The organism is Bradyrhizobium sp. UFLA05-112 (assembly GCF_053572325.1).
Map to the genome: position 1 here is coordinate 1 of NZ_JBANBK010000115.1, position 21,750 is coordinate 21,750.

The following is a 21,750-nucleotide window of genomic DNA, read 5'->3' on the forward strand; positions in this document are numbered from 1 at the left end:
TGTGGGGCGGTGTACTCGGGCTGTCCTTCGTCTCGCAGGACCGCTGGGGCGGATTGCCGGTGACACTGATCCTGGCGACGTTCGGTTTGGCCTTCGGCTTCCCCCTCGGCATCCTGGTGGCGCTCGGCCGGCGCTCAAAGCTGCCGGCGATCCGCTCGCTCTGCGTGCTCTATGTCGAACTGATCCGCGGCGTCCCGCTGGTGAGCCTGTTGTTCATGGCAAGCGTCATGTTTCCGCTGTTCATGCCGGGCGGTTTCAACATCGACAAGCTGCTCCGCGCGCAGATCGCGATCATCCTGTTCGCCGGCGCCTATCTTGCCGAAGTCGTCCGCGGCGGTCTCCAGGCCGTGCCGCGCGGGCAATACGAGGCGGCCGATGCGCTGGGACTGTCCTATTGGCGCAAGCAGCGGCTGATCATCCTGCCGCAGGCCATCCGCCACGTCATCCCGCCGCTGGTCAACACCTTCATCGCCTTCTTCAAGGACACCAGCCTGGTCCTGATCATCGGGATCTTCGACCTGCTGACGACAGCGAAGACCGCGATCATCGATCCCGCCTGGCAGCAGTTCTCGGTCGAAGTCTACATCTTCATCGCGGCGATCTATTTCGCCTTCTGCTTCGCGATGTCGCGCTATAGCCGAAGCCTGGAGGCAATGAGTACGCGGTGATCTTCCGGCTTTGTGTCCCGGACAAGGTGCGGTGTCGCCGCGGAGACGTTTCTGGATTGCTTCGCTTCGCTCGCAATGACGGTGTCTGGGGCGTCCAGCGACGTCAACTAACCCCAACCCGCGCTGATCCCGCCATCCACGGTGTGGATGACCCCCGACGTATAGCCGGAGCGCTCCGAGGCCAGAAACGCCATCAGGTCGCCGATCTCGCGCGCATGCGCAGGCCGGCCGAGCGGCAGGCTCTTCTGGAATTCCTTGTAGCGGGTCTCGTCGCCAAACTGGTGCTTTGCACGGGTCTTGAGCAGCGTGACGTGGCGGTCGGTGCCTACCGGGCCGGGATTGATGCCGACCACGCGGATGTTGTCGGCGAGGCTCTTGCCGCCGAGCGCGCGGGTGAAGGCCATCAGCGCTGCATTGCCGGCGCTGCCGCAGATGTAGTTGGCGTCGAACTTCTCGCCGGCTGCTCCAATGTCGTTGACGATCACGCCGCCACCGCGCGCCTTCATCTGCGCATAGACCATGCGCGTGAGGTTGATGTAGCCGAACACTTTCAATTCCCAGGCGTGACGCCAGGTGGCTTCGTCGATCTTGTCGATGGAGCCGCCGGGAATATCGCCGGCATTGTTGACGAGGATATCGATCTCGGCGGCTTCCTTGGCGAGCCGCGCGACGTCTTCAGCTTTGCGCAAGTCGACCACGCTCGTCGCCGCGTCGATCTGGTGCGCCGCGCGCAAACGGTCAGCCAGCGTCTTGAGCTGGTCGCCGTTGCGGGCGGCGAGCAGGAGGTGGCAGCCTTCCTCGGCGAAGGCCTCGGCGGCGGCCGCGCCGATGCCTTTGGACGCGCCGGTGATCAGGACGCGCTTGCCACGCAGATGCAGGTCCATGGGGATTCTCGCTGACGTCGGGGAACAGGATGAAATCAGCAGGCGGCCGTCCGCGCCACGGTCAACATTGCAGTGCAGCGTTGCACTGTTGGTGCGTTTGGTCCATTGCAGGGCCATCAACCAGGGCTCATGGTCGGCCCGGTCAGATCAAGTCAGGACAATTTCCAGGGAAACTTCCAGGACAATTTCGATGAGCAAGAAGCAATACCGGATTGCAGTGATCCCCGGCGACGGCATCGGCAAGGAAGTGATGCCGGAGGGGCTGCGCGTGCTGGAGGCGGCCGCGAAGAAGCACGGCGTCTCCGTGCAGTTCGATCATTTCGACTTCTCGTCCTACGACTATTACGAGAAGCACGGTCAGATGATGCCTGACGACTGGAAGGAGAAGATCGGCAAGCATGACGCGATCTACTTCGGCGCGGTCGGCTGGCCGGCAAAAATTCCGGATCACGTCTCGCTGTGGGGTTCGCTGATCAAGTTCCGCCGCGAGTTCGACCAGTACGTGAACCTGCGACCCGTGCGCCTGATGCCCGGCGTACCGTCGCCGCTTGCGGGCCGCAAGCCCGGCGATATCGATTTCTGGGTGGTGCGCGAGAACACCGAAGGCGAATATTCATCGGTCGGCGGCCGCATGTTCCCGGACACCGACCGCGAATTCGTGACGCAACAGACCGTGATGACTCGTGTCGGGGTCGACCGCATCCTGAAATTCGCATTCGAGCTCGCACAGTCGCGGCCGAAGAAGCACCTGACCTCGGCGACGAAATCGAACGGCATCTCGATCACCATGCCCTATTGGGACGAGCGCGTGGAGGCGATGGCCAGGAAGTTTCCGGGCGTGAAGTGGGACAAGTACCACATCGACATCCTGACGGCGAACTTCGTGCTGCATCCGGACTGGTTCGACGTCGTGGTCGGCTCCAACCTGTTCGGCGATATCCTCTCCGATCTCGGGCCCGCGTGCACCGGTACCATCGGCATCGCGCCGTCGGGTAACATCAACCCCGAGCGCAATTTCCCGTCGGTGTTCGAGCCCGTGCACGGCTCGGCGCCCGATATCGCGGGGCAGGGCATCGCCAACCCGATCGGCATGATCTGGTCGGGCGCGATGATGTTCGAGCATCTCGGCGAGAAGGAAGCCGGCAAGTCGATCGTCGACGCCATCGAACGCACGCTCGCCGAACGCACGCCGCGTACGAAAGACCTCGGCGGCAATGCCGACACGACCGCCTGCGGCAAGGCGGTCGCTGAGATGGTGGATTAGGCCTCGATGCGTCGGGTGGGTTGACTGAAGGCGCACCCCACCATTGTGCGGCACAGAAGCGGTGGGTTACGCTTCCGCCTTCGCTCTTCGAGCTTCGGCGGACAAGTCGCTAACCCACCCTACGATTTCTGAGTTAGCGCGCTCGTCCCTCAAGACGCAACGCCGGCGATCGCCAGTATGGTATGCATCAGCACGTTGGCGCCGGCGGTGCAGTCGCTTTGCGTCGCGTCTTCCAGCTCGTTGTGGCTGATGCCGTCCTTGCAAGGCACGAACACCATCGCCGCAGGCATCACGGTGTTGAGGTTGCAGGCGTCGTGACCGGCGCCGGAGGTGATGCGGCGGCTGGAATAGCCGAGCGTATTGGCGGCCTTCTCGACGGCGGCAATGAGCTTGGGATCAAAATGCGTCGGCGCCTTGCGCCAGACCAGATCAAGCTTCACCTCGACCTTGCGGCGTGCGGCGATATCGGCAATCGCGGCGCGCAGGTCGCGATCGAGTGCGTCCATGATCGCGGCATCCGCGCTGCGGCAATCAACCGTAAAGGCGATCTCGCCGGGAATGACGTTGCGTGACGGGCTTCCGATCACGGCTTCGCCGATGGTGCCGACCGCATTCGGTCCGTGCTTCCTGGCGATCGCTTCCATCGCCAGCACGATTTCCGACAAGGTTGCGAGCGCATCGCGGCGCAACGGCATCGGCGTTGAGCCGGCATGGCTTTCGAAACCGGTGATATGGCCGTCGTACCACAACACGCCCTGACCGGAATCGACCACGCCGATGGTCTTGCCCTCGGCCTCCAAGATCGGGCCCTGCTCGATGTGCAACTCGACGAAGCAGCCGAGCTTCTGAAAGCCGACAGGCTTGTCGCCGCGATAGCCGATCGTGTCGAGCGCCTGGCCGACCGTGACGCTCTCGGCGTCCTTGCGCGACAGGATATCGTCGGTGGTGAAGTCGCCGACATAGGCGGCAGAGGCCATCATGGCCGGCGCAAAGCGTGAGCCTTCCTCGTTGGTCCAGTTGACGACGCAGATCGGTGCCTCGGTCTCGATGCCGGCGTCGTTCAGCGTGCGGATCACTTCGAGCGCGCCGAGCGTTCCCAAAATGCCGTCATACTTGCCGCCGGTCGGCTGCGTATCGAGATGCGAGCCGATGCCGACGGGCGGCTTCGACATGTCGCGGCCCTTCCTTAAGCCGAACATCGAGCCGAGCGCGTCGACGTGCACGTCGAGCCCTGCGTCCTCGCACGCCTTGCGGAACCAGTCGCGCACCTGCTTGTCCTCGGCGCTCAGCGTCAGCCGCCGCACGCCGCCCTTCTGCGTCGCGCCGAATTGCGCGGTCTCGTGGATCGAGCCCCAGAGGCGGGCGGAATCGATTTGCAGATTGGTGGCGGCTCGGCTCATGCGGTCAGTCCATCTTGGCTGTCATTCCGCGGCGGCCGAAGGGCGAGCCCGGAATCTCGAGATTCCGGCTCTCGCTTCGCGAGCCCCGGAGTAACAGTGAAATTGTCACAACCCGATTTCAATGACGCGCCGCCACCTCCGCGTCAACCGCAAGACTCTGTCGCGCGATCTGCCGCGCGAGATCGGCAACGCGCTCGACGGCGATGACGTCGGGCGAGGCGAGCCAGCTTGCCGTGAAGGTCAGTGGCGTGATGTTGAGGTCGGTATCGAGCAATTGCAATCGCCCGTCGGCGAGTTCGTTCTCGACGATCGCGGAGGGGATCACCGCGATGCCGAGCCCCTCGACCGCCATGTGGATGACGGTTGCGAGCGAGGCGGAGGCATGCAGGCGGATCGGCGGGAGTTCAGGCCGGTCGAAGACCTCGCGCACGGCCTCGTAGGGTCTGGTCTTCCGCGGGAAGGTGATGATCGGAAAGCGCGCGAGATCCTGCCGGGTGACGGGACCATGGCCGAGCCCGAGCGATGGGCTTGCGAGAAAGCCGATCGGATAGTCGGAGAGCACGCGATTGTGCACGCCGGCAGCCGACAGCGGGCCGACCACGAAGGCAAGCTCGATCTCCTGCGCCAAGAGGCGCGCTGTGAGGTTCGGCGTGATGTCGACCTCGATCTCCAGCGACAGGTTCGGATAGATCTCGTTGACGCTCTTGACGAGCCGCGGCAGCCAGGTGTGCACGATGGTCTCGGCGACGCCCAGCCGCATCACGCCGCGCATCGCGGACGCGTTGCCGATCTCTGCCATCATCGCCGCGCGCAGGCCGATCAGCTTCTCCGCATAGACCATCATCTGCCGGCCGCTCGGCGTCGGCGAGGCGACGCGATGATCGCGGTTGAGGAGCTTTACGCCCATCTCGCGCTCGAGCTGGGCAATGCGCTGGGAGATCGCCGGCTGGGTGGTATTGAGCCGCGCCGCAGCTCCCCGGAAGCTGCCGAGCTTCACGACCCAGAGGAACGTTTCGATCGACCTGAAGTCCAGCATTGGAAGGAGTTTTCCAACCGATAAACAGAATTTATCGATCCATATTAGAAAGGAAGATTAGACTTTATAGCACGGCTGGTGTTGGCTGTCCTTGTCGAGATTATAGGCAGGTCAATCAAATGACTGTTTTGGTGGCAGTGCAGCAAACTGAAACAACCGACACCCTTCCGAGCCGCCAGGCTCGGCTCGCCTACCGCGGCGGAGAGGTCGGCTCGACCGCCGGCGTCGCCCCCGGCTTCGTTCAGGGCAATCTTGCGATCCTGCCCGAGAAATACGCCAGCGCCTTTCACCGCTTCTGTCAGCTCAATCCGAAGCCGTGCCCGATCATCGGCATGTCCGACGTCGGCAGCCCGTTCATTCCGGCGCTGGGCGCCGATCTCGACATCCGCAGCGACGTGCCGCGCTATCGCGTGTGGCGTGACGGCGAGGTCATCGAGGAGCCGACCGACATCACGAAGCACTGGCGCGACGATCTCGTGACCTTCGTGCTCGGCTGCTCGTTCTCGTTCGAAGAGGCGCTGCTCGACGAAGGCATGCCGATCCGCCACATCGAGCACAATGTGCGCGTACCGATGTACTGCACCAACATCGCGTGCGGTGTGTCAGGTCCGTTCGCCGGTCCCATGGTTGTGTCGATGCGTCCGTTCAAGCCGGCGGATGCGATCCGCGCGGTGCAGATCACCTCGCGCTATCCCGCCGTGCACGGCGCGCCCGTGCATCTCGGCCATCCGCACCTGATCGGCATCAAGGACATTGCCAAGCCTGACTACGGCGATCCCGTGCCGGTCGCCGATGAAGAGATCCCGGTGTTCTGGGCCTGCGGCGTCACGCCGCAGTCGGTCATCAACGCCGCCAGGCTGCCGTTCGCGATCACGCATTCGCCGGGGCTGATGCTGGTCACGGACCTGAAGAACAAGAACATGGCCGTGATTTAGCGGGCAGCATATGCTGCTTCTTCAGGCTTTACCGCACACATCAATCGCTCCATCGATAGCCGCAAATTAGGAACAGGGGAATCTGCCAATGACGATCACGCGCCGCGACGTTCTGCTCGGAGCCACTGCTAGCGCAACTGCTGCACTCATGCCGCTCTCAGCTCGCGCGCAGACTTCGGAAGTGGTGATCGGGTTGACCTACCCCATGTCGGGCGCCAATGCCCAGATCGGCGTCGATGCGCAGCGCGCATTCGAGACGGCGGTCGACATCATCAACAAGGACTTCGATTTCGACCTGCCGCTCGCCAAGGGCGAAGGACTGCCGGGCCTCGGCGGCGCCAAGATTCGCCTGGTCTTCGCCGACCATCAGGGCGATCCGCAGAAGGGTCGCGCCGAGGCCGAACGCCTGATCACGCAGGAAAAGGTCTGCGCCGTGCTCGGCACCTATCAAAGCGCCGTTGCAGTAACCGTCAGCCAGATCTGCGAGCGCTACCAGATTCCGTTCATGTCGGCGGACAATTCCTCGCCCAGCCTGCATCGCCGTGGTCTCAAATACTACTTCCGTCCCTCGCCGCATGACGAGATGTTCTCGGCCGCGATGTTCGACTTCCTCGATGTGATGAAGAAGAAGGGCACCAAGATCGATTCTCTGGCGCTGTTTCACGAGGACACGATCTTCGGCACCGATTCCGCCAACGCGCAGCTCAAGCTCGCGGCCGAGCGCGGCTACAAGATCGCCGCCGACATCAAGTACCGCGCTAACTCGCCGTCGCTGTCGGCCGAGGTGCAGCAGCTCAAGAGCGCCAATGCCGACGTGCTGATGCCCTCGAGCTACACGACCGATGGCATCCTCCTGATCAAGACCATGGCCGATCTCGGCTACAAGCCGAACGCGATCGTGGCGCAGGCGGCCGGCTTCTCGGAGAAGGCGCTTTATGATGCCGTGAGCGACAAGGTCGAAGGCGTGATAACGCGCGGCAGCTTCTCGCTCGACCTCGCCGCCAAGCGGCCGATGGTCGGCAAGATCAACGCGATGTTCAAGGAGAAGTCCGGCAAGGACCTCAACGACAACACCTCGCGCGAATTCATGGCGCTGATCGTGATGGCGGACGCCATCAATCGTGCCAAGTCCACCGACGGCGAGAAGATCCGCGATGCCCTGGCCGCGACCGACATGCCGGGCGAGCAGACCATCATGCCCTGGAAGCGCGTCAAGTTCGACGAGATGGGCCAGAACAACGACGCCGATCCGGTTCTTCTGCAATATGTCGGCGGCAAGTTCGTCACCATCTCGCCGGCACAGGCGGCCGTGGCCGAACCGATCTGGCCGATGAAGTAGCCGGGGCGCAGGGCAGGGTGGGGGACCAAGCACTGTGACAGCCGAGACCATTATCCAAAGTCTTGCGAGCGGCCTTCTCATGGGGCTGCTCTACGGACTGATCGCCGTCGGGCTCGCTTTGATCTTCGGCCTGATGGACGTCGTGAACTTCGCCCATGGCGAGTTCCTGATGATCGCGATGTACGCGACCTTCTTCCTGTTCGCGTTCTTTGCGATCGATCCCTTGTTGTCGGCGCCGCTGGTTGCGTCGGCCTTGTTCGTGTTCGGGGCCCTGATCTATCTTCTGGTTGTGCGCTTTGCGATGCGTGCCAAGGCCAATGCCGGCATGGTGCAGATCTTCGCGACCTTTGGCCTGGCGATCGTGATGCGGGGATTGGCGCAGCTCTTCTTCACGCCGGATTATCGCAGCGTCACCCACTCCTGGCTCGGCGGCAAGACCATCGCGGTCGCCGGCATCTTCCTGCCGGCACCGCAGCTGGTTGGCGCTCTGGTGTCGATCGCAGCATTTGCCGCGCTCTATTTCTTCATCAACCGCACCGATTTCGGCCGCGCGCTGGAGGCAACTCGTGAAGATCCCGGCGCGGTGGCGCTGGTTGGTATCGACAAGAACCGCGTGTTCGCGCTCGGATGGGGCCTTGGCGCGGCCCTGGTCGGTTTGTCCGGCGCCATCATGGCGGTCTTCTTCTACATCTATCCCGATGTCGGGGCATCCTTTGCGCTGATCGCCTATGTCACGGTGGCGCTCGGCGGCTTCGGCAGTGTGTTCGGCGCCTTCGCCGGCGGCATCGTCGTCGGTTTGGTCGAAGCAACGACCGCGTTGGTTCTGCCGCCGTCGCTCAAATCGGTCGGCATCTATGCCGTCTATCTCCTCGTTGTCTTCATCCGGCCGCGCGGCCTGTTCGGGTCGATGTGATGGACAAGGATTTCTCCGCGCGGCGCCGCCGCGACCTGATCATAGCCGCCGTGCTGGCGGTGATCGCGGCACTGGTGCCGCTGTTCGTGAAGGACGTCTACGTCCAGAACATCATGATCCTGACGCTGATGTACGCAGCGTTATCGCAGAGCTGGAATATCCTCTCCGGCTATTGCGGACAGATTTCGCTCGGCCACGCCCTTTATTTCGGATTGGGTGCCTACACCACCGCGCTTCTCTTCATGAAGTTCGGAGTGCTGCCGTGGTTCGGAATGATCGCCGGCGGCTTGATCTCCGCAGCGATCGCGATGGCGCTCGGCTATCCCTGTTTCCGCCTCGGCGGCCACTATTTTGCGATTGCCACCATCGTGATCGCCGAAATTGCGCTGCTGCTGATCCAGAACTGGGACTGGGCGGGCGCGGCGCTTGGCATTGACATCCCCGTACGCGGCGACAGCTGGTTGAAGTTCCAGTTCACGCGAAGCAAGCTGCCGTATTTCTATTTTGCTCTTGCGCTCGCATGCATCGCCTGGTTCGTCACCTGGTGGCTGGAAGATTCCAAATGGGGCTTCTGGTGGCGAGCGGTGAAGGATAATCCGCAGGCCGCCGAGAGTCTGGGCGTGGACGTGTTCAATTCCAAGATGGGCGCCGCGGCCGTCTCGGCCTTCCTCGTCGCGGTCGGCGGCAGCTTCTACGCGCAGTTCGTCTCGTATATCGATCCTGAGAGCGTGATGGGTTTCCAGTTCTCTCTGCTGATGGCGCTGCCCGCGGTGCTGGGCGGGATCGGCACCCTCTGGGGGCCCGCGCTCGGCGCGGTCATCCTCATCCCACTGACGGAATTGACGCGCTCCTATATCGGCGGTTCGGGCCGCGGCGTCGACCTCATCGTCTATGGCTCACTGATCATCCTGATCTCGCTGGCGCTGCCGCGAGGGCTGGTGAGCCTGTTCTCGTCGCGCAAGGGAGCCGCACGATGACCGCGCTCCTCGAAACCCGCGGTGTCTGGCAGCGTTTCGGCGGCCTCGTCGCCAATTCCGACGTCTCGATCTCGGTCGGCCGCGGCGAGATCGTCGGGCTGATCGGCCCCAACGGCGCCGGCAAGTCGACGCTGTTCAATCTCATCGCCGGCGTCCTGCCGCCGACGCAAGGCTCGATTCTATTCGACGGCGAGGACGTCACGCGCATGCCAGCAGCCGAGCGCTGCCAGCGCGGCGTCGGGCGCACCTTCCAGGTCGTCAAGAGCTTTGAGACCATGACGGTCGTCGACAACGTCATCGTCGGCGCGCTGGTGCGCAACACCGTGATGCGCGAGGCCCGTCGCAAGGCGCACGAGGTGCTGGAGTTCACCGGCCTCGCCGCGCGCGCCGGCGTGCTCGCAAGCGACCTCGTGCCGGCCGAGAAGCGGCGCCTTGAAGTGGCGCGCGCGCTTGCGACCGAGCCAAAGCTGCTGCTGCTGGACGAAGTCCTCACCGGCCTCACGCCGACGGAAGCGCAGACCGGCGTCGCGCTGGTGCGCAAGGTGCGCGATGCCGGCATCACCGTGCTGATGGTCGAGCACGTTATGGAGATCGTGATGCCGCTGGTCGACCGCGCCATCGTGCTCGACCTCGGCAAGGTGCTGGTCGAGGGCAAGCCCGCCGACGTCGTTCGCGATCCCAAGGTGATCAGCGCATATCTGGGAGATCGACATGCTCAGAGTGCATGAAGTCACGACCGCCTATCAGGGGCTGGTTGCGATTTCGTCCGTGTCGATCGGCGTCGAGAAGGGGGAGATCGTCTGCGTCGCTGGCGCCAATGGCGCGGGCAAGTCGACGCTGCTAAAATCCATCGCCGGCGCCGAGCGCCCGCGTTCGGGCAGCGTGACGTTCGACGGCAAGCGGCTCGACGGCATGGCGCAGCATCACATCACGGCAACCGGTATCGCCTATGTGCCGGAGAACCGCCGCCTGTTCCCGCGTCTGTCGGTGCGCGACAATCTTCGCCTCGGCAGCTATCTCTATCGCGGCGATGCGAACCGCGACGAACCGCTCGAGCTCGTCTTCAACTTGTTCCCGCGTCTGTCCGAGCGTCTCGAGCAGCGCGCGGAAACGCTCTCCGGTGGCGAGCAGCAGATGCTCGCGATCGGCCGCGCCCTGATGACGCGCCCGCGGCTGTTGATGCTGGACGAGCCTTCGCAGGGCATCATGCCAAAGCTCGTTGACGAGATCTTTCAGGCCGTCAAACGTATCCGCGACGCCGGCATGACCGTGCTGATCGTCGAGCAGCGCATGGCCGAATGCCTCGAGATCGCGGACCGCGCCTACATCCTGCAAACCGGCCGCGTCCTGATGCAGGGCCCGTCCGCGGAGATCAAGGGCAATCCGGACGTGCGCAAGGCGTATCTGGGACTGTAGCCGCGAAGGACATTTCGTAAGATGGGCAAAGGCGCGCGAGCGCCGTGCCCACCGCTTTCGTGGAAGCATAGATGGTGGGCACGCTTCCGCCTTCGCTCTTCGAGCTACGGCGGACAAGTCGCCTTGCCAGCTCGACGGATTCCTGCGTCATTGCGAGCGGGACACGACCTTGCAACAATCTCTGCGTCATCGCCCGCGAAGGCGCGAAGGCGGGCGATCCACTATCCCAGAGGCGGTGACGAATACGGAGAAGCCGCGGCGTACTGGATTCCCCGCTTTCGCGGGGAATGACAGCGGCGGGTGGGAGGCCGCGGGCGTACCCATAGCAGTGGGCGCTAGTGATGCTCCCCATGCTCCGGCAGCGCCACCCCGAACACCTTCACGAGATCCTTCACCTGCTCCGGCGACAGATGGCGCGGGTTCAGCCCGCGCAGCAGCAGATACAGCTTCGCCGTCTCCTCCAACTCCTCCGTCGCGAACACGGCGGCTTCCAGCGTGTCGCCGGCGACGACTGGGCCGTGATTGGCGAGCAGCACGGATGAATATTTCCCCGCCAGCCCCTTGATCGCATCCGCCACCGCGGGATCGCCGGGGCGGTAATAGGGCACGAGCGCGGTGGCGCCGCATTTCATCAGGTAGTAGGCCGTCATCGGCGGCAGCGCGGCGCGCGGATCGATTTCGGGCAGCATCGAGAGAGCGACCGAATGGGTCGAGTGCAGATGTACGATCGCGCGTGCCGCGCCGCGGGTCTCGTAGAGCGCGGTGTGCAGCGGAACCTCCTTGGTCGGTGCATCGCCCGAGACGAGCCGGCCGGATTGATCCAGCCGTGACAGCCGCGCCGGGTCGAGGAAGCCGAGCGAGGCATTGGTCGGCGTCACCAGCCAGCCGCCGTCGGGAAGCTTGACGCTGATATTGCCGGAGGAGCCCAGCGTCAGGCCTCGCTCGAACAACGAGCGGCCGAAGCGGCAGATATCCTCGCGTAGTTTGCTGTCATTGCTCATGAAAGGGCCGCCCTCATGGCCTCGTTGTCTCACGCTTTGGCAGCGCGGCCAAGCCGTGATATGCGGTTCAAGAGGCCGCCGAGACCGGCCATTGAGGAACGTTCCAAGGGACCAATCGCATGTCGTCTGCCTCGCAAAATCCGCGTATCGCCGTCATCGGGCTTGGCTCGATGGGCTTTGGCATGGCCACATCGCTCAGGCGCACCGGTTTTACCGTGACCGGCTGCGACGTGTCGGCCGACGCGGTGGCGCGCTTCGTCAAGGACGGCGGGGCGGGTGCGAAAACACCGGCGGAGGCGGCGAAGGAGGCGGACGTCGTCGTCAGCGTCGTGGTCAACGCCGCGCAGACTGAAGCGATCCTGTTCGGCCAAAACGGCGCCGCCGAGACCATGCCGAAGGACAGCGTCTTCATCTCCTCCGCCACCATGGACCCCGACGTCGCCCGGCGCCTCGCAAAGCAGCTCGAGGCGACCGGCCGGCACTACCTGGATGCGCCGATCTCCGGCGGCGCGCAGCGCGCCGCGCAAGGCGAGCTGACAATTCTCGCCTCCGGCAGCCCCGCCGCGTTCGCCAAGGCGCGCCCCGCGCTCGATGCCATGGCGGCAAAGCTCTACGAGCTTGGCGATGCCGCCGGCCAGGGCGCCGCCTTCAAGATGATCAACCAGCTCCTCGCCGGCGTGCATATCGCCGCGGCATCCGAAGCGATCGCTTTTGCCGCCAAGCAGGGCCTCGACATCCGGAAGGTCTACGAGGTGATCACGGCCTCCGCCGGCAATTCCTGGATGTTCGAGAACCGCATGCCGCACGTGCTGGACGGTGACTACACCCCGCGCAGCGCGGTCGAGATTTTCGTGAAGGACCTCGGCATCATCCAGGACATGGCGCGCTCGGCAAAATTCCCGGTGCCGGTTTCGGCCGCGGCGCTCCAGATGTTCCTCATGACCGCAGCAGCCGGCATGGGCCGCGACGACGATGCGTCGGTGGCGCGGATGTATGCGCAGGTCACCGGCGTGAAGCTGCCAGGCGATAAATAGGAGGATTCCGATGCCCCGTTTTGCCGCCAACCTCTCGATGATGTTCACCGAGGTGCCGTTCCTCGACCGCTTCGATGCCGCCGCACAGGCCGGGTTCACCGCCGTCGAATTCCTGTTTCCCTATGATCACCCGGTCGACGCGGTTGGCGAGCGGCTCAAGCGCAACGGGCTCACGCAGGCGCTGTTCAACCTGCCGCCCGGCAACTGGGACGCCGGCGAGAAGGGCTTTGCGGCGCTGCCTTCGCGCTTCGGCGATCTCAAGCAGAGTCTGGAGACGGCGTTGCCTTATGCCAGGGCGACCGGCGTCAAGCGTCTGCATTTGATGGCCGGCATCGCCAACCGCGGCGATCGTCTCGCGATCGAGGCTTTCTACAAGTCGGTGGCGTGGGCTGCCGAATTCTTCGCGCCACACGGCATCGACATCGTGATCGAGCCGATCAATCCGCGCAACGTCCCCGGTTATTTCCTCAACGACTTCGGCTTCGCGCGCGACGTGGTCGAGGAGCTGAGGATCCCGAACCTCAAGCTCCAGTTCGACATATATCACTGCCAGATCATCCATGGCGACGTCACCATGCGCCTGCGCGAGATGATGCCGATCATCGGCCATATCCAGATCGCCTCTATCCCCTCGCGTAACGAGCCCGATAGCGAGGAGCTGAACTATCCCTTCCTGTTCGCCGAGCTCGACCGGCTCGGCTATGCCGGCTTCGTCGGCTGCGAATACAATCCGCGCGGCAAGACCACCGATGGCCTCGCCTGGTTCAAGCCTTACGCCGGAGCAAAGTCGTGACACTTGTGCTGGGTTGCATCGCCGACGACTATACCGGTGCCTCCGATCTCGCCAACACGCTGACGCGCGCGGGCCTGCGCACGGTGCAGACAATCGGCGTGCCGTCTGACGACCTGGGACTGCCCGAGGTCGACGCGGTCGTGGTGTCCTTGAAGAGCCGCTCGATCGAAGCGGGGCTTGCGGTGACGCGCTCGCGCGCGGCGGACAAATGGCTGCGCGGCCGCGGCGCGGGCCACGTGCTGTTCAAGATCTGCTCGACCTTCGATTCCACCGACGCAGGCAATATCGGCCCGGTGATGGACGCGCTGCGCGACGACTGCGGCGAGGCGATCGTGCTGGTGACGCCGGCCTTCCCGGAGACCGGCCGCACCGTCTATCAGGGCAATCTCTTTGTCGGCGCGGTGCCGCTTAACGAGAGCCCGTTGAAGGACCATCCGCTCAACCCGATGCACGATTCCAACCTGGTGCGGGTGCTGGCGCGGCAGAGCAGGACCGAGGTCGGTCTCGTCAATCTCGGAAGCGTGACGCGCGGTGCGGATGCCGTGCATGCGCAGCTTGCTGAGCTGTCGGCCAAGGGTACCGGCGCGGCGATCATCGACGCCGTGTTCGACCGCGACCTCGAGACCATCGGCCTCGTCGCAGCTGGCCATCGGCTGTCGGTCGGAGCTTCCGGCATCGGCCTTGGGCTGGTGCGCGCGCTGGTCTCTACGGGAAGGGTGAGTCCGAATGTCGCAGCCGCTGAAGCGGGCGCGCCGGTCGGCGGACCGGCGGCGTGTCTGGCCGGAAGCTGCTCGCAGGCGACCCTTCAGCAGATCACGAATGCCGAACGTGTCATGCCGGTGTTGCATCTCGATCCCGAGCAAATTGTCGCAGGCGGCGGCGAAGCGCAGCGCGCGCTCGCCTGGGCGAAGCCCCGGCTCGCTGATGGTCCGGTGCTGATCGCCTCGAGCGCTACGCCGGAGGCGGTCGGCGCGGTGCAGGCGCGGCACGGCCGCGATGCGGCCGGTCACGCCATCGAGCAGGCCATGGCCGATATCGCCGAAGGACTCGTGCAGTCCGGCATACGGCGTCTGGTCGTTGCCGGCGGCGAGACGTCGGGTGCCGTTGTCGATCGCCTGAAGATTCCGGGCTTCCTCGTCGGCGCGGAGATCGCTGCGGGAGTCCCGGTGTTGCGCGCAGTCGGTGCCAAGGAAGGCAGCATGCTGCTTGCCCTCAAATCAGGCAATTTCGGTGGGCCGGAGTTTTTCTCCGATGCGCTTGGACTCATGCGCTGAGCGCAGGGCTCCCTTAGTCCTCTGTTTATTTCTTTCGCGTTCCGTACTCGTACGGAGTCGTAGTTAACATCTGCTCAGTTCCTTTGGTGTTGGATGGCGGCCGCACTCCTTTGGGTTGCAGCTATATCCTGACGCGCGGTCGTGGCCGAAAAGCCCCGGTCCAAGACGAGAGACTGAAGCAATGCTCGCGAAAATTTCCATTCGTGCCAAGATCATCAGCGTCGTGGCCTTTCTCCTGGCCGCGATGACCGGCATGGGTCTGCTTGCCGTCACGAAAATGCAGTCGATCAACGCCAACACGGCCGATATCACCAGGAATTGGCTTCCCAGCGTGCGGGTGCTCGGCGAGATCCGGGCCAACGCCCTGGCTTACCGCGCCATGGTACGTGGTCAACTGTTGGCGGAGACGCTTGAGGAAAAGCTTGCGGCAGAAAAGACGATCGGGGACGTGATCGAGGCACTGGCCAAGTCCCGCAAGCAATACGAGCCGATGATCAGCTCGCCGGAGGAGCGAGCACTGTACACCGAATGGTCCAAGCTGTGGGACGACTACAAGAAGAGTACGGACGATGTCATGGCGCTGTCGCGCAAGGATATCGGCAAGATTCCGCACGAAGCGCTTGAGCTGAACAAAACCGCTGGCAAGATCGGCCAGCGATCGGACGAGGTGCTGAGAAAGGATATCGAGCTCAACAACAAAGGTGGCGACCAGGCTGCCCAGGACGCCGCCGACAGCTATGCCTCCGCCTTCATGCTGGTATCCGTCATTCTCGGCGTCGCACTCGTCATTGGTATCGGCCTCAGCTTCTACATGATCCGTGATGTCTCCGGCGGCATCAATTCTATCGTCGAGCCGATGCAGGCGCTCGGCAAGGGCGACCTGAGCGCGGAAGTGCCGCATCGGGGAGAGAAGACTGAGATCGGCGCCATGGCCGACGCGCTCCAGGTGTTCAAGGAAGCGCTGATCGCCAAGAAGGCGGCCGACGAAGCCGCCGCGCGCGATGCGGAGGTCAAGATCGAGCGCGGTCGCCGCGTCGACAATATCACCCGCGAATTCGAATCCATGATCGGCGAGATCGTGCAGACAGTTTCGTCCGCCTCCACCCAGCTCGAAGCCTCCGCCTCGACGCTGACGGCGAGTGCCGATCGCTCACAGAAAATGGCGACCACGGTCGCGGCGGCTTCGGAAGAAGCCTCCACCAACGTGCAGTCGGTGGCCTCGGCCACCGAGGAAATGGCGTCATCGGTTGGCGAGATCAGCCGGCAGGTCCAGGAATCGGCGCGGATGGCGGGCGACGCCGTCGGCCAGGCCCGCACCACCAGCGAACGCGTCAGCCAGCTGTCCAAGGCAGCCTCCCGCATCGGCGACGTCGTCGAGCTGATCAACACCATCGCCGGCCAGACCAACCTTCTGGCGCTGAACGCGACCATCGAGGCGGCGCGTGCGGGCGAGGCCGGCCGCGGCTTCGCGGTGGTGGCATCCGAAGTGAAGGCGCTCGCCGAGCAGACCGCGAAGGCGACCGGCGAGATCGGCCAGCAGATCACTGGCATCCAGGCCGCCACCAACGACTCCGTCGGCGCGATCAAGGAAATCTCCTCGACGATCGAACGCCTCTCCGAGATATCCTCGGCCATCGCGGCGGCGGTGGAAGAGCAGGGCGCTGCGACCCAGGAGATCGCCCGCAACGTGCAGCAGGCGGCGCAGGGTACCCAGCAGGTCTCCTCCAACATCACCGACGTGCAGCGCGGCGCGACCGAGACCGGCACGGCCTCCTCGCAAGTGCTGTCGGCGGCGCAGATGCTGTCCAACGATTCGAGCCGGCTGAAGACCGAGGTCAGCAAATTCCTGACCAACGTTCGCGCGGCGTGATCGTCGAGTCTCTGCTGTCGTCCTGGACAAGCGGAGCGCAGATCCTGGACCCCCGCGCGAGCGCCTTGGGCTCGTCGCGATTACCCAGGGAGCAGTTTGGCGAAGACTCGTGATCACCGTCTTCGCTCCTCAACTTTTCCCTGGGGTGTGGGTCCCTGGCTTTCGTTCGCCAGGACGACATTGCAGGCGAGGCGCATAGCTGCGATGCTTGTTCCGCAGTGCGGTAGCAGGGAAGTGAATGCTGCGGCGCTGCTTCGCGTTGGCGCTTGCGACGGGGTTCGGGTAAAGGGAAAGAGGAATGCCCGCGGGGGCGGATTCCATCTCTCGCTTGACCTGGAACTGACTGGCGAATGATAGCTCTGGTCCGCATCGCCCTGAGCCGGCCGTACACCTTTGTCGTGCTCGCGCTCCTGCTTCTGATCATCGGACCGCTCGCGGCGCTACGAACGCCGACCGACATCTTTCCGGACATTCGCATCCCCGTGATCGGCGTGGTCTGGCAGTACACCGGCTTGCCGCCGGACCAGATGGCTGGCCGCATCACCACGCCCTTCCAGCGCGCGCTGACGACGACGGTCAACGACATCGAGCACATCGCCGCCAACTCCTACAATGGCTTCGGCATCATCAAGATCTTCTTCCAGCCGAACGTCGACATCCGCACCGCCAACGCGCAAGTGACCGCGATCTCGCAGACACTGCTCAAGCAGATGCCGCCGGGCGCGACGCCGCCATTGATCCTGAATTACTCGGCCTCAACCGTGCCGATCATCCAGGTGGCACTGTCGGGCGAAGGGCTCACCGAGCAGAACCTCGCCGATATCGGCATCAATCAGCTCCGCACGCCGCTGGTCACCGTGCCGGGCGCCGCGATTCCCTATCCCTTCGGCGGCAAGCAGCGTCAGGTGCAGATCGATCTCGATCCGACCGCGCTCCAGGCGCGTGGGCTGTCGGGCCAGGACGTCGCCAACGCGCTTGCTGCGCAAAACCTGATCACGCCGGTCGGCACCCAGAAGATCGGCAGCTTCGAGTATAACATCCAGCTCAACAACTCGCCCCTGAAGATGGAGGAGCTCGGCAATCTGCCGATCAGGACCGTCAACGGCGCGATGGTCTATGTGCGCGACGTCGCGACCGTCAGGGACGGCAACCCGCCGCAGACCAACATCGTCCACGTCGATGGCAATCGTTCGGTGCTGATGATGGTGCTGAAGGCCGGCGCGACCTCCACGCTCGATATCATTTCCGGCATCAAGCAGAAAGTGATCGAGGTCAAGGACCAGTTGCCGGATGCGCTGAAGATCGGCTTCATCGGCGACCAGTCGGTGTTCGTCCGCGGCGCGATCGAGGGCGTCGCCTTCGAGGGCGTGATCGCGGCGCTGCTGACCAGCGTGATGATTCTCCTCTTCCTCGGAAGCTGGCGCTCGACCGTGATCATCGCGGTCTCGATCCCGCTCTCGGTGCTCGGCGCCATCATCATGCTCTCGGCGATCGGCGAGACGCTCAATATCATGACGCTCGGCGGTCTCGCGCTTGCGGTCGGTATTCTCGTCGACGACGCCACCGTGACGATCGAGAACATCAACTATCATCTGGAGCAGGGCAAGCCGGTCGAGCAGTCGATCCTCGACGGCGCCAACCAGATCGTGACGCCGGCCTTCGTCTCGCTGCTCTGCATCTGCATCGTGTTCGTGCCGATGTTCTTCCTCACCGGTGTCGCGCGCTTCCTGTTCGTGCCGATGGCCGAAGCCGTGATGTTCGCGATGATCTGGTCATTCATCCTGTCGCGCACGCTGGTGCCGACCATGGCGAACTATCTGTTGCAGGCGCATGTCCATCACGACGGAGCGCAGCCGAAGTCGCGCAATCCGCTCGTCTGGTTTCAGCGTGGTTTCGAGGCACGGTTCGAGCGCATCCGCGGCGGCTATCGCGGCCTGCTGTCGCTCGCGCTCGCGCATCGCGCGGTGTTCGTGATCGGCTTCCTCTGCGTGATCGGCGCGTCATTCGCACTGGTACCATTCCTGGGACGCAACTTCTTCCCCGCGGTCGATGCCGGCAATATCCTGATGCATGTCCGCACCCAGGTCGGCACCCGCGTCGAGGAGACCGCCAACCAGCTCGCCGACGTGCAGAAGGCGATTCGCAAGCTGATCCCGGGTGAGATCGAGACGCTGACCGACAACATCGGCATGCCGATCTCCGGCATCAACATGACCTACAACAACACCGGCGTGATCGGCCCGCAGGATGGCGACATCCAGATCAAGCTGAAGGAGGGTCACAAGCCGACCGAGGAACATGTGCGTGTGCTGCGCGAGCAATTGCCACGTCTGTTCCCAGGCGTCAGCTTCGCTTTCCTGCCGGCCGACATCGTCAGCCAGATCCTGAACTTCGGCGCTCCGGCGCCGATCGATTTGCAGATCCGTGGCGCCAATCTCGAAGCGAACTTCGCTTACGCCAACAAGCTGCTTGCCAGGGTTCGCCGCATTCCCGGCGTGGCGGATGCGCGCATCCAGCAGTCGCCGAACAACCCGACCTTCAACATCGACGTCGACCGCACCCGCGCGCAATATGTCGGCCTGACCGAGCGCGACGTCACCAACAGCCTCGTGGTCAACCTCGCCGGCTCCTCGCAGGTCGCGCCGACCTACTACCTCAACCCCGACAACGGCGTGTCCTATTCCATCGTGATGCAGACGCCGCAGTATCAGATCGATTCTCTGAGTGCCCTCCAGACGCTGCCGATCACGGCTGCCGGAAATTCACAGTCGCCGATCCTCGGCGGCATCGCCGACATCAAGCGCTCGACATCGAGCGCGGTGGTGTCGCAATACGACATCCAGTCGCTGGTGCAGATCTTTGCGACCACGCAAGGCCGCGACCTCGGCGCGGTTGCAACCGATATCCGCCAGGTGATCGCCGATACCGCCAAGGAGGTGCCGAAGGGGTCTTCCGTCGTGCTGCTCGGCCAGGTGCAGACCATGAACAGCGCCTTTGCCGGGCTGCTGTTCGGCCTGTTGGCGGCCGTGGTGCTGATCTATTTCCTGATCGTCGTGAACTTCCAATCCTGGTCCGACCCGTTCGTGATCGTCACCGCGCTGCCGGCGGCGCTCGCTGGTATCGTCTGGATGCTGTTCACGAGCGAGACGACGCTGTCGGTGCCTGCGCTGACGGGCGCCATCATGTGCATGGGCGTGGCGACGGCGAACAGCGTGCTCGTCATCTCGTTTGCCCGCGAGCGCTACGAAGAGCTCGGCGATCCCGTCGCAGCGGCGCTGGAAGCCGGCTTTGTCCGGTTCCGCCCGGTTCTGATGACGGCGCTCGCCATGATCATCGGCATGGCGCCGATGGCGTTGGGGCTGGGGGAGGGCGGCGAGCAGAACGCACCGCTCGGGCGCGCCGTGATCGGCGGCCTGATCTTCGCGACCTTCGCCACGCTGATGTTTGTTCCCGTGGTCTTTAGTATGGTACACAAGAAACAAGGCGCCAAGGCCGCCGCCGCTGCCTCACCGGAGAAGCCGCATGCCGTCCACTGAACCCCGCTCGCCGGTGTCGCGCCGGAAACTGGGCATATTTGGCGTCGTGGCGCTGATCGCGGCGGGTCTCGTCGTCGGCACTGGTATCCGCGCCCGCGAGGAGCAGGGCTCGAAGCTGAAGCAGTGGACTGACGACCAGGCCATTCCAAGTGTCGCGGTGACGCTACCCAATGCCAAGGTACTCAACGCCACCATCGACCTGCCGGGCCGGCTGGAAGCCTACTACCGCGCGCCGATCTTCGCCCGCGTCTCGGGCTATCTGAAGAGCTGGAGCGCCGACATCGGCACTCGCGTCAAGGCAGGGCAGGTGATCGCCGAGATCGAGGCGCCCGACCTCGACCAGCAACTCCTGCAAGCCCGCGCGGATCTCGCCAGCCAGCAGGCGAGCGCGAGGCTCTCGGAAGCGACCTTGAACCGGCGCAAGACGCTGGTCGCCTCCAACTTCGTCTCCGCCCAGGAGATCGACGAGCGCACCGCCGATCTTTCCAACAAGAAGGCTGCCGTCAATTCGGGCCAGGCCAATGTCGAGCGCCTCGAGGCGCTCGCCGGCTACAAGAAGATTACTGCGCCTTTCGACGGGGTCGTCACTGCACGAGACACCGATGTCGGCGCGTTGATCAATGCGGGCGGCGGCTCGGGCCCTTCGATGTTCGTGATCTCAGACATCACCAAGCTGCGCGTTTACGTCAGCGTGCCGCAGAATTATGTGCCGGCGATCAAGATCGGCGCCAAGGCCAGTATCACGCTGCCGGAGTATCCGAACCGGACCTTCCCGGCGACGGTTGAAGCCTCCTCGCAGGCCGTCGACGTCTCCTCGGGCACCACGCGCATGCAGCTTGGGCTCGACAATTCCAGCGGCGAGCTGATGCCCGGCGGCTATGCCAGCGTGAAGCTGCACTTGCAGCGTGATTCCGCGCCGCTCAGCATTCCCGCAAGCGCCCTGATCTTCAACGGCAGCGGCCTGCGCGTCGCGACCGTCACGCCCGACGACAAGGTGGCGTTCAAGACCGTGACCATCGCGCGCGATCTCGGCCGCGAGATCGAGATCGCCTCCGGCATGGCTCCCGACGACCGCGTCATCACCGCGCCGCCCGACGGCCTCGCCGACGGCGACCAGGTGCGGGTGGTGAACGGTGGCGCCAAGGGCAAGCCCGCCACCGCGTCCGAAAAGCAGGCGCCGAGGAGCTAGGGTGGTCTCGTGCCCCGGACGCAGCGCAGCACGAAGTGATGCGGTGCTGAGCCGGGGCCCACTTGCCAAAGCGCAGCCTGTTGCCCATCTGGGTCCCGGCTCTGCGGAGCAGCGCTAAGCGCAGCACCGCGTCCGGGACACGAGAACTAAAGCGGGATGGGGTTAGGTTGAATCGATTTGGGATTCCCAAATCAGCTTGTTTCTGATTCACCATGCTGGCT

General features: G+C 64.1%; 18 protein-coding genes. 14 read left to right on the forward strand and 4 right to left on the reverse strand.

Annotated features, from left to right (window positions below):
• The coding region (locus SO180_RS38230) for an amino acid ABC transporter permease (RefSeq protein WP_449383961.1) at positions 1–668 on the forward strand (668 nt) is incomplete at its 5' end.
• Between the two features lie 107 nt (positions 669–775).
• Here the strand turns inward: SO180_RS38230 and SO180_RS38235 are convergent.
• Complete coding sequence (locus SO180_RS38235; protein ID WP_449383962.1) at positions 776–1,552, reverse strand: SDR family oxidoreductase; 777 nt, start codon at positions 1,550–1,552, stop codon at positions 776–778.
• 190 nt (positions 1,553–1,742) lie between these two features.
• Here SO180_RS38235 and SO180_RS38240 point away from each other — a divergent pair, with 190 nt between their 5' ends.
• Positions 1,743–2,816 carry a tartrate dehydrogenase gene (locus SO180_RS38240; RefSeq protein WP_449383963.1) on the forward strand — a complete coding sequence of 358 codons (1,074 nt, stop codon included), beginning with the start codon at positions 1,743–1,745 and terminating at the stop codon, positions 2,814–2,816.
• Between the two features lie 149 nt (positions 2,817–2,965).
• Here SO180_RS38240 and SO180_RS38245 read toward each other — a convergent pair whose 3' ends face one another.
• Together SO180_RS38245 and SO180_RS38250 are read right to left on the reverse strand one after the other, a co-directional pair.
• The gene (locus SO180_RS38245) at positions 2,966–4,216 is read right to left on the reverse strand and encodes a Zn-dependent hydrolase (protein ID WP_449383964.1); all 1,251 of its coding nucleotides are present in this window, start codon (positions 4,214–4,216) and stop codon (positions 2,966–2,968) included.
• A gap of 118 nt (positions 4,217–4,334) precedes the next feature.
• A complete protein-coding gene (locus tag SO180_RS38250) occupies positions 4,335–5,252 on the reverse strand; it encodes a LysR family transcriptional regulator (RefSeq protein WP_449383965.1) in 918 nt (305 codons plus the stop codon).
• 119 nt (positions 5,253–5,371) lie between these two features.
• Between SO180_RS38250 and SO180_RS38255 the strand changes: the two genes are divergently transcribed.
• From SO180_RS38255 to SO180_RS38280, 6 genes are all read left to right on the forward strand, one after another.
• The gene (locus SO180_RS38255; RefSeq protein WP_449383966.1) at positions 5,372–6,187 is read left to right on the forward strand and encodes a putative hydro-lyase; all 816 of its coding nucleotides are present in this window, start codon (positions 5,372–5,374) and stop codon (positions 6,185–6,187) included.
• Positions 6,188–6,275: 88 nt separating this feature from the next.
• The gene (locus SO180_RS38260; protein WP_449383967.1) at positions 6,276–7,526 is read left to right on the forward strand and encodes an ABC transporter substrate-binding protein; all 1,251 of its coding nucleotides are present in this window, start codon (positions 6,276–6,278) and stop codon (positions 7,524–7,526) included.
• A 34-nt stretch (positions 7,527–7,560) separates the two neighbouring features.
• Positions 7,561–8,439, forward strand: a complete 879-nt coding sequence (locus SO180_RS38265; RefSeq protein ID WP_449383968.1) for a branched-chain amino acid ABC transporter permease — start codon at positions 7,561–7,563, stop codon at positions 8,437–8,439.
• Positions 8,439–9,416, forward strand: a complete 978-nt coding sequence (locus SO180_RS38270; RefSeq protein WP_449383969.1) for a branched-chain amino acid ABC transporter permease — start codon at positions 8,439–8,441, stop codon at positions 9,414–9,416. The genes SO180_RS38265 and SO180_RS38270 overlap by 1 nt, the downstream gene beginning before the upstream one ends.
• Positions 9,413–10,144, forward strand: coding sequence for an ABC transporter ATP-binding protein (locus SO180_RS38275; protein WP_449383970.1), 732 nt, complete (start codon positions 9,413–9,415; stop codon positions 10,142–10,144). Before SO180_RS38270 ends, SO180_RS38275 begins: the two co-directional genes overlap by 4 nt.
• Positions 10,128–10,832: an ABC transporter ATP-binding protein gene (locus tag SO180_RS38280; RefSeq protein WP_449383971.1), complete on the forward strand. Its 705-nt coding sequence runs from the start codon at positions 10,128–10,130 to the stop codon at positions 10,830–10,832. The genes SO180_RS38275 and SO180_RS38280 overlap by 17 nt, the downstream gene beginning before the upstream one ends.
• Positions 10,833–11,167: 335 nt before the next feature.
• Here the strand turns inward: SO180_RS38280 and otnC are convergent, their stop codons facing one another.
• On the reverse strand, positions 11,168–11,833 hold the full coding sequence (gene otnC / locus SO180_RS38285; RefSeq protein WP_449383972.1) for a 3-oxo-tetronate 4-phosphate decarboxylase: 666 nt from the start codon (positions 11,831–11,833) through the stop codon (positions 11,168–11,170).
• A gap of 119 nt (positions 11,834–11,952) precedes the next feature.
• Here otnC and ltnD point away from each other — a divergent pair, with 119 nt between their 5' ends.
• The 6 genes from ltnD (at position 11,953) to SO180_RS38315 (ending at position 21,529) form a co-directional block, all read left to right on the forward strand.
• Entirely contained in the window at positions 11,953–12,867 is a 915-nt protein-coding gene (gene ltnD / locus SO180_RS38290) for an L-threonate dehydrogenase (RefSeq protein WP_449383973.1), read from the forward strand.
• A gap of 10 nt (positions 12,868–12,877) precedes the next feature.
• Complete coding sequence (gene otnI, locus SO180_RS38295) at positions 12,878–13,660, forward strand: 2-oxo-tetronate isomerase (protein ID WP_449383974.1); 783 nt, start codon at positions 12,878–12,880, stop codon at positions 13,658–13,660.
• Entirely contained in the window at positions 13,657–14,934 is a 1,278-nt protein-coding gene (otnK, locus tag SO180_RS38300) for a 3-oxo-tetronate kinase (protein WP_449383975.1), read from the forward strand. The genes otnI and otnK overlap by 4 nt, the downstream gene beginning before the upstream one ends.
• Positions 14,935–15,115: 181 nt before the next feature.
• Complete coding sequence (locus SO180_RS38305) at positions 15,116–16,804, forward strand: methyl-accepting chemotaxis protein (RefSeq protein WP_449383976.1); 1,689 nt, start codon at positions 15,116–15,118, stop codon at positions 16,802–16,804.
• Positions 16,805–17,154: 350 nt separating this feature from the next.
• On the forward strand, positions 17,155–20,340 hold the full coding sequence (locus tag SO180_RS38310) for an efflux RND transporter permease subunit (protein ID WP_449383977.1): 3,186 nt from the start codon (positions 17,155–17,157) through the stop codon (positions 20,338–20,340).
• Entirely contained in the window at positions 20,327–21,529 is a 1,203-nt protein-coding gene (locus SO180_RS38315; protein ID WP_449383978.1) for an efflux RND transporter periplasmic adaptor subunit, read from the forward strand. Before SO180_RS38310 ends, SO180_RS38315 begins: the two co-directional genes overlap by 14 nt.
• Positions 21,530–21,750 lie beyond the last annotated feature (221 nt).